Origin of the sequence: Cryobacterium zongtaii (assembly GCF_002909375.1) — a bacterium.
GTDB classification, from domain to species: domain Bacteria; phylum Actinomycetota; class Actinomycetes; order Actinomycetales; family Microbacteriaceae; genus Cryobacterium; species Cryobacterium zongtaii.
Map to the genome: position 1 here is coordinate 360465 of NZ_PPXD01000007.1, position 14578 is coordinate 375042.

Here is a 14578-nt window from a genome sequence, read left to right on the forward strand (position 1 = left end):
CCGCTATTCCACGACTACGGAGCGATCGTGAAACCGGGGCTGACCCCCGCCGCGAGGGTCCCCGACGTCGCGGTGAGCGTGTAGTTCCCCGCCCGATTCACCCGGCAACCGGCGAACGTCGCCACACCGGACACCGCCGCACGAGGGTTACTGGTACACGTGAGAGTGGCGCCTGCCGGGGTCGTCAGCCTGACAGTGACCGAGGCCGAACTCGCAACGACGTTGCCGCTCGCATCCTGGATGGCCACGCTCGGCTGGGTGCCCCAGACCTGGTTCACCGACCCACCCGACCCAGCCGCAATGAAGACCAGCTTGCTCGCGGCACCGGGCGTGACCGTGAATGCGGGACTCACGGTCGTCAGGGTGCCGGCGGTTGCGGTGAGTGTGTACGTACCGGCCTTGTCGATGCTGCATCCCGAGAAGATGAATCCCCAACCGAAGTACGACGGCGCGGGATTTGTCGCGCAAGCCAGTGTTGCGCCGGCAGCATTGGTCAGGGCGAGCGTGGCCTGCCCGGTCGCGGTGACAGCGTTACCGCCTGCGTCTTGCACGGTCACTGCCGGCGTGTTTCCGAACGTGGTCGCCGAGGTCGTCGACCCTGGTGAAGAGACGAAGACCAGCCGGGCAGCGGGCCCGGTCGCGACCGTGAAGCTTGCGCTCGTGGCGGCGGTGAGATTGCCGGACACCGCCCGCAGCGTGTAGCTGCCGGCGCGGTCGACGGCGCAGCCGGCGAATGCGGCTGCGCCCGACAGCGGGGAGACCGGGTTCGTCGTGCAGGTCAGAGTGGCTCCGTTTGCGGTGGTCAGGCTCAGTGTCACCGGCGTGGTGCCGGTCGCGATGTTGCCGCCGGCGTCCCGCACCACGACCGTGGGTTGGCCGGAGAACGCCACGCCGCCGGTCGACCCACCGGGGTTGACGCTGAAAGCCAGTTTCGCTGCAGGACCCGGGGTCACCGTGTAGCTGCCACTGACCGCCGGGGTCAGGACGCCGGATGTGGCGGTCAGCGTATAGCTGCCTGCCTTGTCGATCCTGCAGCCGGAGTACGTCGCAACCCCGGACGCTGCCGCCTTGGGGTTTGCTGTGCAGTACAGCGTGGCCCCGGCAGCGGTCGTGAGCTTCAGGGTCACTGCGGCGGTGCTCGCGACGGTGTTGCCGCCGGCGTCCTGAATCGCGACCGCGGGTTGGGTGTCAAAGGTGGTGTTGTACCGGGTCGTGCTCAGTGCCGACGTGAAACCCAGTTTCGTGGCGGGTCCGACCGCGATGGTGAAGCTTGCGCTCACGGCCGCCGTGAGTGTTCCCGAGCTGGCGGTCAGGGTGTAGGTGCCCGCCCGCCCGATAGAGCAGCCAGCAAATGCGACGGTCCCGGTGCCCGTGGCCGGGTTCGCGCTGCAGGCGAGGGTTGCCCCCGCCGCTGTGGTGATCGCCAGGGTGACCGGCATGGTGGTGGCGACGGCGTTGCCACCCGCGTCCCGTACGGCGACCACGGGCTGGGTGCCAAAAGCTCTCCCGCCGGTTGAGCCGGACGGGCTGGTGGTGAAGACGAGGCGAGCGGCGGGACCAGCGCTGATCGCGACGGATCCGCTCACGGCCGCGGTCAACCCGGCCGAGGTCGCGGTCAGGGAGTAGCTCCCGGGCTTGGTGATCTTGCAGCCGGCGAAGGTAGCGGTTCCGGCCACGGCAGCTCTCGGGTTGGCCGTACAGGTGAGGCCGGCCCCTGCTGCGCTGGTCAGGCCCAGGGTGACGGCCGCTGTGCTGCTGACGGTGTTCCCGCCGGCATCCTGGATCGCCAGTATCGGCTGGACGGCAAAGGCTGTGTCCACCGATGTGGAACCCGGTTGGGCCGTGAAGACCAGCTTCGAGGCCGGGCCCGTCGTGATGGTGAATGTGGCGCTGAGAGCGGCGGGAAGTGCGCCGGAACGGGCGGTCAGGGTGTAGGTTCCGGCCCGGTCGATGCGGCAGCCGGCGAATGACGCCCGGCCGGAGACGGCGGCTACCGGATTGGCCGCGCAGGCCAGGGTTGCCCCAGCCGGATTGGTCAAGGTCAGGGCCACGGTGGCGGTGCTCGACGTGGTTTCCCCTTCGGCGTTCTGGATGGCCACGACGGGTTGACGGGCCCAGGCGACGCCGCCGGTTGACCCGGAGGGGGCGGTCGTGAAGGCCAGTTGGGTTGCGGGGCCGGCGGTCTCCCAAGAGCTGCCGGCCATGGTTGTGGAGGCGCTGAAGGCGGCGGTCACCTCGGTTGGCGGTGCCGCCACCAGTGTGACGGCGATCAGTGTCGCAACGACTCCCACGGCGGCCAGTTCGGCCGGAGCAACCCGCGGGCCCCTCCCCTGGCGGGACGGTCGGAAGTGACGTCCACGGGGCCGGCGCGGCCGCGGGTTCGCGGCGCCGTCCAGCGCGACGACGACGACGGCCGCGGCGGTGAGGATCAGCCACAGCACTAGCGGAGTAATGGCCGTCGTGGTCAGCCAGAAGGCGGGCAGCCCGATCCAGGGGATCAGGAGCTGGGCTTGGCTGATAATGTCACCCCGGTTCAGGGGGCTGCTGTCCACGCTCTGGTTGGCGTCACCCGCCGTGATGAGCGACCCGTCCTCGTTGGCCCCGATGACCCGGTGCAGCATGGTGCCGGCGGTGGCAGATCCGGCCGGGGCGGGGAAGCTCACGACGCGCCCGAGGGGCGGTGGAGTGTCGGCCTCCATGGGCTCGGAGAGCACGACGTCGCCGGTGCTGATCAGCGGTTCCATGGACCCGCTCTGCACGATCGAACCCGTGAGGCCGGTGAGCATCGGCAGGGTGGCGCAGGCGCCCAGGGCAAGCATCAGCACCAGGTAGGCCCTCGACAGGGTGGCGATCGTCAAGAATCCCCAGCCCCCGCGCACAACGCGGGGCTGGCGACCGACGGTGCTGTCGGTGGATCCGCTGTCGAGGGACACTGCTACCTGATCTGTCGGGGCGCTACCTGATGGTGGATGGCCGAACTAGTTGCTGTTCTGCAGCTCCCAGACGAGGTCGATGCTGGTGGAGGCGCCCTGCAACGCGTCGACCTGCAGCTGGGTCAGTCCGGTCGCATCGAAGGTCCAGGTGCCCTTGTAGGTCTTGGACTCCCCGCTGGCGTTTCCTGTGGTCGTCCACGCGCTACCACCGGTGGCGTAGTCGCTATTGACCGTGGACAGCGTGGCCAACGACGCTGCCGGCAGGACCGGGACCGCCGGGTCGATGACGAAACCCGTGCAGTCGGCGAAGCTCCCGCCGGTGCCCTGTTCGATCTTCAGCTTGATGTATTTCTCCAGTCCCTGCGCCGAGGGCGACAGGTTCTGCACGTAGGCCTTGACTACCCCGGCGACGGACGACGATGCCGTCACGACGAGGCACTTCTCGCCAGTGTCACCAGGCGTGACATTGGTGACCTGGAAACCGGCGGTGCCGTTGTCGTCGTCCGTGAGGGCCACGCTTCCGGTACTCCAGCTATTGCCGGGGTTTCGGGTCGAGGATGAGAAGGCGGCGTTCGACGCCTGGAACACCATCGCGCCGGCGAGCAGGATGGCGGCCGGGCCAACACCAACGGTCACAATGCGCCGGGCGAGGGTACTGGGTTTACGCATGACGGAATCCTTCGGTTTACGGCAGGCCGGGGTCCAGAATGAAGGCCGCAGTATGCGACCCAATCGAAACCCTGAGTTGACCCAGTCAGGAAGGAAATTCCCCGGTAGACCCAAAAAAATCGGTTGCCCCTTCGCTCAAACTAGCGGTCTGCTACCGCCTCGCACAAGTTAAATCTGAAGTATTTTCATGTCAATTTTCTTCGCCATTCTGGCGACCGCCCCGGCGCCGCGCCGCCCGCCCGCCAGGTGGCCACCGAAAGGCAGATTCGGTGGGAGCCAACGTCGCGATCCTCGCTCGGATCAGCCCGTTCGCCCGCTCGTCGTGCGGCCGCGGGCGCAGAATCGGCTAGATTGGTTCAGCAGTACTGAAGGCACCTCACCATCGACACGGTGCCGCTGAACCGAATCGGAGTGTCATGACCAACGCTGACCGCGTTCCCGAAAAGCCCGCCCTCGAAGGGCTGGAAGCCAAGTGGGAGACCAGTTGGGAAGCACAGGGCACCTACCGCTTCGACCGCGCGGCCGCCACGAAGGAGTCGATCTTCTCGATCGACACTCCCCCGCCGACCGCCTCCGGCTCACTGCACATCGGCCATGTCTTCAGCTACACGCACACCGACGTCGTGGCTCGCTTCCAGCGCATGCGCGGCAAGAGCGTCTTCTACCCGATGGGCTGGGATGACAACGGCCTGCCCACCGAACGACGTGTGCAGAACTTCTACGGCGTGCGCTGCGACCCATCGCTGCCGTACACGCCCGACTTCGTGCCGCCCTTCGAGGGGGGCGACGGCAAGAGCACCAAGGCCGCCGACCAGCTCCCCGTGAGCCGCCGCAACTTCATCGAACTCTGCGAACGCCTCACCGTCGAGGACGAGAAACAGTTCGAGGAACTGTGGCGCACCCTGGGCCTCAGCGTCGACTGGAACCAGAGCTACCGCACCATCGCGCCGGAGTCGATCACCGCCTCCCAGCTCGCTTTCGTCGGCAACGTCAACCGTGGCGAGGCCTACCAGGCCATGGCTCCCACCCTCTGGGACGTCACCTTCCGCACTGCCGTCGCCCAGGCCGAACTTGAGGACAAGGAGATGCCGGCCGCGTACCACCGGGTCTCCTTCCACAAGCCGGACGGCTCCACCATCGAGATCGAAACCACCCGGCCGGAACTCCTCGCCGCCTGCGTCGCCCTTGTCGCGCATCCGGACGACGACCGCTACAAGCCGTTCTTCGGCAGCACGGTGCGCACCCCGGTGTTCGACGTCGAGATCCCGATTCTCGCTCACCACCTCGCCCAGAAGGACAAGGGCTCGGGTATCGCGATGATCTGCACCTTCGGCGACGTGACCGACGTGGTCTGGTGGCGTGAACTCGACCTGCCCAACCGCGCGATCATGGGCTTCGACGGCCGTATCATCGCCGAGGCCCCCGACGTCATCGTCACCCCGGCCGCGCAGGCCGCCTACGCCCAGCTCGCCGGCAAGACCGTCTTCTCGGCCAAGCAGGCCATGGTGGAGCTCCTCCGTGAGTCCGGCGACCTGATCGGCGACCCCAAGCCGATCGTGCACCCGGTCAAGTTCTTCGAAAAGGGCGACAAGCCCCTCGAGATCGTCTCCACCCGCCAGTGGTACATCCGCAACGGTGCCCGCGACGAGAAGCTTCGCGCCCGCCTGATCGAACACGGATCCGCTCTGCAGTGGCATCCTGAATTCATGCGCGTGCGCTACGAGAACTGGGTCAACGGCCTCACCGGTGACTGGCTTGTCTCCCGCCAGCGATTCTTCGGAGTTCCCCTGCCCGTCTGGTACCCGCTCGACGCCGAGTCCAACCCGGTCTTCGACCAGCCGATCATCGCCACCGTCGACCTGTTGCCCGTCGACCCGTCCTCGGATGTGGCCCCCGGCTACACGGCCGAGCAGCGCGGAGCGGCCAACGGCTTCGTCGGCGAGGTCGACGTGATGGACACCTGGGCCACCTCGTCCCTCACCCCTCAGCTGGCCGGCGGTTGGGAGCGCGACCCCGAACTCTTCGACCTCGTGTACCCGTACTCGCTGCGTCCGCAGGGCCAGGACATCATCCGCACCTGGTTGTTCTCCACCCTGCTGCGCGCCGAACTCGAACACGGCGAATCGCCGTGGAAGCATGCGGCACTGTCGGGCTTCATCGTCGACCCCGACCGTAAGAAGATGTCCAAGTCCAAGGGCAACGTGGTCACTCCCGCCGACGTGCTCAGTCAGCACGGTTCAGACGCCGTACGGTACTGGGCGGCGTCCTCGCGGCTGGGCACCGACGCGGCGTTCGACCCGAAGAACCCCACCCAGATCAAGATCGGCCGCCGCCTGGCGATCAAGATCCTCAACGCCAGCAAGTTCATCCTCGGCTTCGCCGGCGATGACGCAGCACCGGTGACCGAACCCATCGATGTGAGCATGCTCGCCCGTCTCGACGTCGTCGTCGGCCAGGCGACCGCCGCGTTCGACGCATTCGACCATGCCCGTGCGCTCGAGACCGCCGAGAGCTTCTTCTGGACCTTCTGTGACGACTACCTCGAACTGGTCAAGGAACGCGCCTACGGCGAGCCCGGTCCGGAGCAGGCGTCGGCCGTCGCCGCGCTGCGCACCGCCCTGTCGACCCTGCTGCGCCTGTTTGCCCCGTTCGTGCCGTTCGCCACCGAAGAAGCCTGGTCGTGGTCCAACGACGACTCGGTGCACCGTGCCCCATGGCCGGTCGCCTCTGGCACGACGCCGGATGCCGACAGCCTCGCGCTGCTGGACCTGGCCAGCCGGGCGCTCACAGGCATCCGCCGGGCGAAGACCGACGCGAAGGCGTCACAGAAGTCTGCCGTCGTCTCCGCCACCATCGGCGGACCGGAAGCAGAGGTTGCCCTGCTCGCGCAGGTCGCCGCCGATTTGAAAGCAGTAGGCCGGATCACGGACTTGACCTTCGTCAAGGCCGATGAGCTGGTCGTAACTGATATCGTGCTCGCCACGGTGTCGGAAATCTAAGGAGAACCGCATGTCAATCAAGGTCCGCCCGCTGGGCGACAAAGACTTCTTCCCGTGGCTGGGCCTGCTCGAAGGGTATAGCGAGTTCTCCAAGAGCGACCTGACCGACGAGAAGGCTCTGCGTGTGTGGAGCTGGATCATCGACAAGAACCATGACCTCGACGGCGCTGTCGCGGTCGACGACAACGGGGACTTCGTCGGATTCACGCTCTACCGACCGTTCCCACGCACCCTCAGCGGCGACGTCGGACTGTTCATCGACGACCTCTTCGTCACCTCGGCTGTCCGTGACAGCGGCGTGAGCAAGTCCCTGCTGGAATTCGCCCGCGAGTACGCCAAGGCGCACAATTACCGCACCCTGCAGTGGGTCACCACGGCAGACGACAAGTCCGCCAAGAAGCTCTACGACGAGGTCGGCACCCGCACCAGCTTGGTCACTTACCAGGCCGAGGTCTAACCATGCAGCTCGGAACCCGCTGGTCCCTCGGCGCAGAACCGCCGACCGGGCTGCCCGAGGTCGTCGTCATCGCCCTGCAGGCGGTCGAGGGCGACCTCGAGGCGCTGCCCGACGACACCAGCGCCTGGCGATGGACGTTGACCTGGCTGGAAGGCAACCCGGTCATCGAGCTCGACGACGGCACCGTCATCCGGTTCGACCCGAAGGAAGACAGCGCCACCATCACGCAGCCCGCCATCGTCATGGACGATGACGAGGACTGGATCTAGTCTTCGTTCCGCCACTGCCCGTGTTCTCCCACCGCCCTAGCTCTCCCACCGCCACAGGGCGGCGAGCCCCAGTCCGCCCGCGATGCTCAGGGCGCTCAGGGATAGCTCACCCGCCGAAGCCTCGGCGCGGCACTGGCTGAGCAGGCGCAGAACCAGCAGCGCGCCGGAAGCTCCGTAGGGGTGCCCGAGCGCGATGGCACCGCCCTGCAGGTTGGCGCGCTCCACCGGGACCGCTATCAGGTCCAGCGATGCCAGCGTCTGCGACGCGAACGCCTCGGTGAACTCGATCCGGCCCAGCTGCGCGGCCGATACACCGGTGCGGGCGAAGAGTCTGAGCGCAGCCGCCCCGCCGCCGATCCCGAGCAGGTTGGGGTCGACGCCCGCCGGCATCGCATCTACGAAGGCCAGGCAACCGTATGCGCCGAGAGAGGCCGCCCGCGCCCGGCTGGTGACAACCACAACCACGGCGCCATCCGCGTCGCCGCAGGAGTTACCGGCCGTGACCGTTCCCCCCGCAGTGAACACCGCCGGGAACCGGGCCAGGAGGCTCGGGGTCAAGGTCGGCCGCGGTCCGGAATCCACCGAGACCGGCCCGTTCGCCGTCTCAACGTCGACGATCTCGGTGGCGAACACGCCCGCATGCCCGGCCGCAACAGCGAGCCGGTGGCTGCGGAGGGCAAAGGAATCCTGCCGCTCGCGTTCGATGCCGTAGGCGGCCGCGACCGTCTCTGCCGCAACGCCCATGTCCGGGTCGCCGATGTCGTCGGGCGAGAATCGCACCCGGTCGTAGAAATCCGGGGCGCCGTCCGTGGAACTGAGCCGGTGGGCTCGCAGCGGCGCCGTGCTGGTGCTCTCGACCCCGCCCGCGAGGTACAGGCTGCCGGCACCGGCCTGCACGAGCCGGCAGGCGAGAACGATGGCCTCGAGGCCCGATCCGCACTGCCGGTCGATGGTCACCCCGGGAACGGCCGGCGGAAGTCCCGCCGTAAGCAGGGCCAGTCGCGCCACGTTGCCGCCGCCGGCCACGGCATTGCCGATGATCACGTCATCGACGTCTGCGGCGGGCAGGCCGCTGTCGGCCAGGACTGCCTCGAGCACCGGCGCCAGCAGCTCTGCGGCGGTCACGCCGCGTAGGGCCCCGTTGAAACGGGTGAACGCCGTGCGACGGCCCAGCAGGATGACGGGCTGCCGGTCATCAGGGACGACACCCGGCGTGGGGCTGAGCGGATCAGCGGAGGCGAACGACACGGGGGTCCTCCTCCTCGATCCACCGGGCCAGCAGGCCCCGACTGACCTTGCCGGCCGTCGTCACGGGAAGCTCGGTCAGCCGGAAGAAATCACGCGGCCGGTGCTCGCCGGCCAGCGCTGAGATGCAGGCGTTCCGCAGCCGGGCGGCGTCCACCGCCGGCGCGGCGATCACGGCGGCGACGACCCGGGTGCCGACAACGGCATCGGGGCATCCCGTCACCACGGCGGCCTGCACTCCTGGCACCCGGTGCAGGGCGGCCTCCACCTCCTGCGGATACACATTGGTGCCGGCGCTGACGATCATGTCGGCACGGCGACCCAGCACGTGCAGCACGCCGGACTCGTCGAGAAAGCCCTGGTCGCCGACCGTGCACCAGGCGCCGACGCGTGTAAAAGCCTCGCCGTCATCACCCCACAGGTAGCCGTCACAAACGAAGTCGCTGGCAACCTGGATGGTTCCGGTCGCACCGGCGGGGAGCGGTCGGCCGTCGTCGTCCGCGATGCGGATGCTGACCCCGGGAAATGGTTGGCCCACGGCGTTGTCGGCGCCGGCGCTGCCGCCAGCGTCGCCAGGGGCCACCGACGACGACGCGACGAAGCCCAGTTCGGCGGCGCCGTAATAGCTCACGATGGTGGCATGGGGCGCCCACCGTTGCAGCAGCCCGGTGGTGGCCGCGTCGAGCCTGGCCCCACCGCTCACGATGCAGGTAAGCCCGCGATCCACCCGGCCGGCCGCCACCGCCCGGTCGGCGAGCATCCGCAGCACGGTCGGAACGGCCACCAGCCTGCTGATCCGTTCCCGCTCGAGGCAGCCCAGCACGGCCGCCACATCAAACCTCTCCAGGGTATGGAAGCTGCCGCCGGCCTGCAGCGATTCGGCCAACGCGTAGAGGTTGAGGCTGGCCGTGAGCGGACCCGGCGCGAGAGTGCGGTCATGCCGGGTGAGGTGCAGCACCTCGGCGCTGTGCTCGAGTGACCGCTGCCAGGACCGCCGCGTGCGGCGGAAAGCCTTGGGCAGGGAGGTTGTTCCCGAGGTGAATCCGTAGAGGAAGGTGGACTCTGCCGGACCGTCGGTAAGACGCCCCGCGGTGCCTCCCCCAGGCCCGGACGCACCCGGCGCACTGCGCGCATCGGATCCGGTGGCGATGCCGCGTAGGCGCCCCGCGACCTCGGCGCGCTGCTCCGCCGGCCAGTGCGGGTCGAGCATGGCGACGCATCCGCTGCCCGACACAGCCGCGAGGAAGTCAGCCACGACGTCGATGCTGTTGACCCTGTTGAGCACGGTGAGGCCGGTGGTGCCGGGGTGGTCGAGAATGCGTTGGCGCAACTGGGCATAGCTGACCACGTCGTCGTCAACGGCCACGGCGACCTGGTCGGGGAACGACTCGGCCCAGAGTTGGAGGGACGTGAGAATGGGCATCGGTACCATTTCTACCGCACTGTGCTGTCCTACAGCGCTGTGCTGTCCTACAGCGCTGTGCTGTCCTACTGCGCTGTGCTGGTTCCTCGGCCATCCTAAAATGGACGGACGGCGATGATCTCCCCGTGCGGCATGCCGAACCAGCCGTCCGGATCCTCCGCCCATTGGTGCCACGCTGCGCTAATCTCGTGCAGCTCGCTCAGCCGGGCAGCACCGGACTCGATGGCGTGAGCGGCGAAGTCCGCCTCGATCACGCGCGCCGCCCAGGATTCGCCCCACCATTCCCGCTCCGCCTCCGAAGAGAAGCACCACATCGATGCGCTGACGCTCACCGTGTCGAAGTCGGCCTGCCTGGCCCACGCCTTCAACGCCCGACCGGCGTCCGGGTCGCCGCCGTCGAATCTGTGCACGGCCCGGTACACCTGAATCCAGGAGCTGAGTCCGGCCAGCTTCGGGTACCAGGCCACGGCGCCGTAGTCCGCATCGCGGGCGGCGAGGATGCCGCCGGGCTTGAGGACCCGCCTCATCTCGCGCAACGCCGCCACCGGGTTGTCCAGGTGCTGCAACACCTGGTGCGCATGCACGATATCCACGGATGTGTCCTCCGCCGGCAGCGCATAGGCGTTCCCGACCGCGAACCTGGCGTTGTGCACTCCCTCATCGAAGGCTAGGCCCGCCGCCTGCTGCACGGCCAGGGCCGACGTGTCCACGCCGAGAACGGAGCCCGGCGCGAGCCGTCGGGCCAGATCGAGCGTGACGGTGCCCGCTCCGCTCGAGACATCGATCAGGCTGAGGCCGGGTCGCAAGTGCGGGAGCAGGTAGCCGGCGGAATTCTCGGCGGTGCGCCAGGTCAACACCCGTTGCGGGTGCTCGTGACCGAACGGATGCCCGGCACGAGGTGCGGTCTCCTGTCGCTCCGGGGTGTCACCCCGGCCTCCATTGCTCGTGCCGACACTGTTCATGCCGCCACTGTACGACGCCTGGCCCCGTTGTGAGCGGCCCCGTCAACCGGCGTCCTAGGCTGGGTCCATGGCCGACTCCGCGAATCCCTTCCTTGCTCCCAGCACCCTGCCCTACCAGCTGCCCCCCTTCGGTGAGATCCGCAACGAGCACTATCGTCCGGCGTTCGACGCCGGGATGGCCGAGCAGCTCGCCGAGATCACGGCCATCACGGCAGACCCCGCGGAGCCGACCGTCGAGAACACCCTCATCGCACTCGAACGGAGCGGACAGGTTCTGCAGCGCGTGGCCACGGTGTTCTTCTCGCTGAGCTCGTCGGACGCCACAGAGTTCGGCACCGCACTCGAGGAGGAGCTCGCACCGCTGCTCGCAGCGCACGCCGACGCCATCCGGCTCGACCCTGCGCTGTACGCCCGTATCGCGTCGCTGCAGGAGCGATGTGACTCCCTGGATCTCGACCCGGAGACCGCGTACCTGCTCGAGCGTTATCACACCGAGTACACCCTCGCCGGCGCGGCGCTCTCTGACGCTGACAAAGTATCCCTGCGCGACCTGAACATGCGTCTGTCCACCCTCACCACCCGGTTCGAGAAGAACCTGCTCGCCGACACCAACGACCTCGCCGTCGTGATCGACGACGTCGCCGAGCTCGACGGGCTCGGCGACGGCGAGATCTCGGCGGCCGCCGGCGCCGCCGCCGAACGGGGTCTTACCGGCAAGTACGTCATCACCCTGGTGCTGCCGACCAGCCATCCGTACCTCGCCTCGCTCACCAACCGCGCGGTTCGGGAACGCCTGCTGACCGCGTCCCGGTCACGCGGTATCCGCGGCGGCGAGCACGACAACCGCGAGCTGGTGCTCGAGATCACCCGCTTGCGAGCCCGGCGCGCGCGGCTACTCGGCTTCGCCAGCCACGCCGCATACGTCACGGCCGACGAAACCGCGAAGTCCCCGGAAGCCGTCGCTGGGATGCTGGACCGACTCGCGCCGGCCGCGGCACGCAACGCGCGCGACGAACAGCAGGCGCTGCAGGCCGCGGTACGAGACTCTGGCGGCGACTTCGAGCTCGCCGCCTGGGACTGGGCGTTCTACACCGAGAAGGTACGACAGGCCAGGTACGACGTCGACACGAGCGCCATGCGGCCGTACTTCGAACTGGAGCGGGTGCTGCACGACGGGGTCTTCTACGCTGCCACCCGGCTCTACGGGATCACCTTCACCGCACGGCCCGACCTCACCGCCTGGAATCCCGAGGCCCGCGTTTTCGAGGTCGCGAACGAGGACGGCTCCCCGGTGGGCCTGTACATCGCCGATTTCTACACCCGCGACTCCAAGCGCGGCGGTGCCTGGATGAACGCGCTGGTCTCGCAGTCCACCCTGCTGGGCACTCCCACCATCGTCACCAACAACCTCAACGTGCCCAAGCCCGCCGCCGGCTCCCCCACCCTGCTCAGCTTCGACGAGGTGACCACCTTGTTCCACGAGTTCGGGCACGCCCTGCACGGTCTCTTCGCGCAGGTCACCTACCCGCGCTTCGCCGGCACCAATGTCTACAGGGACTTCGTCGAATTCCCGAGCCAGGTCAACGAGATGTGGATGCTCTGGCCCGAGGTCCTGGCGAATTACGCCAGGCACTACCGCACCGGCGAGTCCATGCCGCAGGAGCTCGTGGACCGCATCCGCGAGTCGGCGACGTTCAACGAGGGATTCGCCACCAGTGAGTACCTTGCCGCCGCCCTGCTCGACCAGGCCTGGCACCGCATCACCGCCGACGACACCGTGGCGGATGTGGCTGCCTTCGAGGCGGCCGCGCTGGCCGCGGTGGGCCTGGACAACCCCGTGGTTCCCACCCGGTACGCGAGCACCTATTTCGCGCACACCTTCTCCGGCGGCTACGACGCCGGCTATTACTCCTACATCTGGAGCGAGGTGCTCGACGCGGACACCGTGGCCTGGTTCACCGAGAACGGCGGCCTGACCCGGGCCAACGGTGACAGGTTCCGTGACCGGCTGCTCGGCGTGGGCGGCAGCGGCGACCCGCTGGCCGCCTACAGGTCCTTCCGCGGTCGCGACGCGCACATCCAGCCCCTGCTCGACCGCCGCGGGCTCGACTAACCGGCCGTAAACGTAAACGACCGTGGACGCAGAACCGCCCCCGATGTGAGGTCGGGGGCGGTTCGGGACGGACGGGACCGGTTACGCGGACTTCTCCTCGCGCCGAGCCGAGTGCAGCACGATGGTGGGAGCCGCGTTCTCGAGGACCGATTCGCGGGTGACCACGACGCGGGCGACATCCGTGGCAGACGGTACCTCGAACATGATCGGTCCGAGCACCTCCTCCATGATGGCGCGGAGGCCTCTGGCACCGGTCTTGCGCAGGACCGCGAGGTCGGCGATGGCCTCGAGCGCGGGCTGTTCGAAGTCCAGTTCCACACCGTCGAGCTCGAACATGCGCTGGTACTGGCGCACCAGGGCGTTCTTGGGCACCGTGAGGATCTGCATCAGGGCGACCTGGTCGAGTTGGGTGACCGTGGTCACCACGGGCAGCCGGCCGATGAATTCGGGGATCAGCCCGAACTTGTGCAGGTCTTCCGGCAGCACCTCACTGAAGAGGTTGATGTCGTCGCCCTTGCTGTGCAGCGGGGCGCCGAAGCCGATGCCCTTCTTGCCGGCACGCTGGGAAATGATGTCGTCGAGCCCGGCGAAGGCGCCGGCAACGATGAACAGCACGTTGGTGGTGTCCACCTGGATGAACTCCTGGTGCGGATGCTTGCGGCCGCCCTGCGGCGGCACCGAGGCGACGGTTCCCTCGAGGATCTTCAAGAGCGCCTGCTGCACGCCCTCCCCGGACACGTCGCGGGTGATCGACGGGTTTTCGGCCTTGCGGGCGATCTTGTCGATCTCGTCGATGTAGATGATGCCGGTCTCGGCGCGCTTCACGTCGTAGTCGGCGGCCTGAATGAGCTTGAGGAGGATGTTCTCGACGTCTTCACCAACGTAGCCGGCCTCGGTGAGGGCCGTGGCATCCGCGACGGCGAACGGCACGTTGAGCCGCTTCGCAAGGGTCTGGGCGAGGTAGGTCTTGCCGCAACCGGTGGGGCCGATCAGCAGGATGTTGGACTTGGCGATCTCAACGTCGTCATGGATGGCGTCCGCCGCGGTCAGGGTGGCGCGGCTGCGCACGCGCTTGTAGTGGTTGTAGACGGCCACGGCGAGGGCGCGCTTGGCGGCTTCCTGCCCGATGACGTACTCCTCGAGGAATCCGAAGATCTCCCGGGGCTTGGGCAGCTCGAATTCGCTGCCGACTTCTTCGGCTCCGGCCTCGGCCAGACGTTCTTCGATGATCTCGTTGCAGAGCTCAACGCATTCATCGCAGATGTACACGCCGGGTCCGGCAATGAGCTGCTGCACCTGCTTCTGGCTCTTTCCGCAGAAAGAACATTTCAACAGGTCGGCGCTCTCGCCTATTCGGGCCATCCGTGAGCCTCCTCCATCAATGACGCTGAATTCGAGCCTAGCTTGTGCGTGTGACAGATGCGTGCAGCCACGGAACAATGCGAAACGGCGCGCCGCCTCGGGGCGACGCGCCGTTCGGTGAACAGGCTGACCAGAGGGCCAACCCG

10 protein-coding genes are annotated in these 14578 nt (G+C 67.9%); 4 read left to right on the forward strand and 6 right to left on the reverse strand.

Translation table 11 applies throughout. From position 1 onward, the window contains the following. Nucleotides 1–14 precede the first annotated feature (14 nt). Together C3B61_RS06445 and C3B61_RS06450 are read right to left on the reverse strand one after the other, a co-directional pair. The gene (locus tag C3B61_RS06445; RefSeq protein ID WP_103459913.1) at nt 15–2933 is read right to left on the reverse strand and encodes a S26 family signal peptidase; all 2919 of its coding nucleotides are present in this window, start codon (nt 2931–2933) and stop codon (nt 15–17) included. A 45-nt stretch (nt 2934–2978) separates the two neighbouring features. Beyond that, nucleotides 2979–3602, reverse strand: a complete 624-nt coding sequence (locus tag C3B61_RS06450; protein ID WP_088456382.1) for a hypothetical protein — start codon at nt 3600–3602, stop codon at nt 2979–2981. 416 nt (nt 3603–4018) lie between these two features. Here C3B61_RS06450 and valS point away from each other — a divergent pair, with 416 nt between their 5' ends. The 3 genes from valS to C3B61_RS06465 are packed head-to-tail and all read left to right on the forward strand — an operon-like array spanning nt 4019 to nt 7327. Further along, on the forward strand, nt 4019–6601 hold the full coding sequence (gene valS / locus C3B61_RS06455) for a valine--tRNA ligase (RefSeq protein ID WP_103459914.1): 2583 nt from the start codon (nt 4019–4021) through the stop codon (nt 6599–6601). A 10-nt stretch (nt 6602–6611) separates the two neighbouring features. Then, nucleotides 6612–7058, forward strand: coding sequence for a GNAT family N-acetyltransferase (locus tag C3B61_RS06460; RefSeq protein WP_103459915.1), 447 nt, complete (start codon nt 6612–6614; stop codon nt 7056–7058). A gap of 2 nt (nt 7059–7060) precedes the next feature. Then, nucleotides 7061–7327, forward strand: coding sequence for a hypothetical protein (locus C3B61_RS06465; protein WP_088456385.1), 267 nt, complete (start codon nt 7061–7063; stop codon nt 7325–7327). 36 nt (nt 7328–7363) lie between these two features. On the opposite strand, the gene C3B61_RS06470 is transcribed toward C3B61_RS06465, so the two are convergent. From C3B61_RS06470 to C3B61_RS06480, 3 genes are all read right to left on the reverse strand, one after another. Further along, complete coding sequence (locus tag C3B61_RS06470) at nt 7364–8575, reverse strand: thiolase family protein (protein ID WP_103459916.1); 1212 nt, start codon at nt 8573–8575, stop codon at nt 7364–7366. Beyond that, nucleotides 8556–9995 (reverse strand): class I adenylate-forming enzyme family protein, encoded by a 1440-nt coding sequence (locus C3B61_RS06475; RefSeq protein ID WP_103459917.1) that lies wholly within the window; start codon nt 9993–9995, stop codon nt 8556–8558. The genes C3B61_RS06470 and C3B61_RS06475 overlap by 20 nt, the downstream gene beginning before the upstream one ends. A gap of 95 nt (nt 9996–10090) precedes the next feature. Continuing rightward, nucleotides 10091–10957: a class I SAM-dependent methyltransferase gene (locus C3B61_RS06480; protein ID WP_103459918.1), complete on the reverse strand. Its 867-nt coding sequence runs from the start codon at nt 10955–10957 to the stop codon at nt 10091–10093. A 67-nt stretch (nt 10958–11024) separates the two neighbouring features. On the opposite strand from C3B61_RS06480, the gene C3B61_RS06485 reads away from it, so the two are divergent. After that, complete coding sequence (locus tag C3B61_RS06485; protein ID WP_103459919.1) at nt 11025–13070, forward strand: M3 family metallopeptidase; 2046 nt, start codon at nt 11025–11027, stop codon at nt 13068–13070. Between the two features lie 81 nt (nt 13071–13151). Here the strand turns inward: C3B61_RS06485 and clpX are convergent, their stop codons facing one another. Continuing rightward, a complete protein-coding gene (clpX, locus tag C3B61_RS06490) occupies nt 13152–14432 on the reverse strand; it encodes an ATP-dependent Clp protease ATP-binding subunit ClpX (protein WP_088456390.1) in 1281 nt (426 codons plus the stop codon). Between the last annotated feature and the right edge of the window lie 146 nt (nt 14433–14578).

Bases quoted from the DNA above. Each gene is read 5' to 3' on its own strand.
- C3B61_RS06460 (WP_103459915.1), top strand. From the start codon at position 6,612: ATGTCAATCAAGGTCCGCCCGCTGGGCGACAAAGACTTCTTCCCGTGG.
- clpX (WP_088456390.1), bottom strand. From the start codon at position 14,432: ATGGCCCGAATAGGCGAGAGCGCCGACCTGTTGAAATGTTCTTTCTGC.
- C3B61_RS06485 (WP_103459919.1), top strand. From the start codon at position 11,025: ATGGCCGACTCCGCGAATCCCTTCCTTGCTCCCAGCACCCTGCCCTAC.
- C3B61_RS06450 (WP_088456382.1), bottom strand. From the start codon at position 3,602: ATGCGTAAACCCAGTACCCTCGCCCGGCGCATTGTGACCGTTGGTGTT.
- C3B61_RS06475 (WP_103459917.1), bottom strand. From the start codon at position 9,995: ATGCCCATTCTCACGTCCCTCCAACTCTGGGCCGAGTCGTTCCCCGAC.
- C3B61_RS06465 (WP_088456385.1), top strand. From the start codon at position 7,061: ATGCAGCTCGGAACCCGCTGGTCCCTCGGCGCAGAACCGCCGACCGGG.
- C3B61_RS06480 (WP_103459918.1), bottom strand. From the start codon at position 10,957: ATGAACAGTGTCGGCACGAGCAATGGAGGCCGGGGTGACACCCCGGAG.
- valS (WP_103459914.1), top strand. From the start codon at position 4,019: ATGACCAACGCTGACCGCGTTCCCGAAAAGCCCGCCCTCGAAGGGCTG.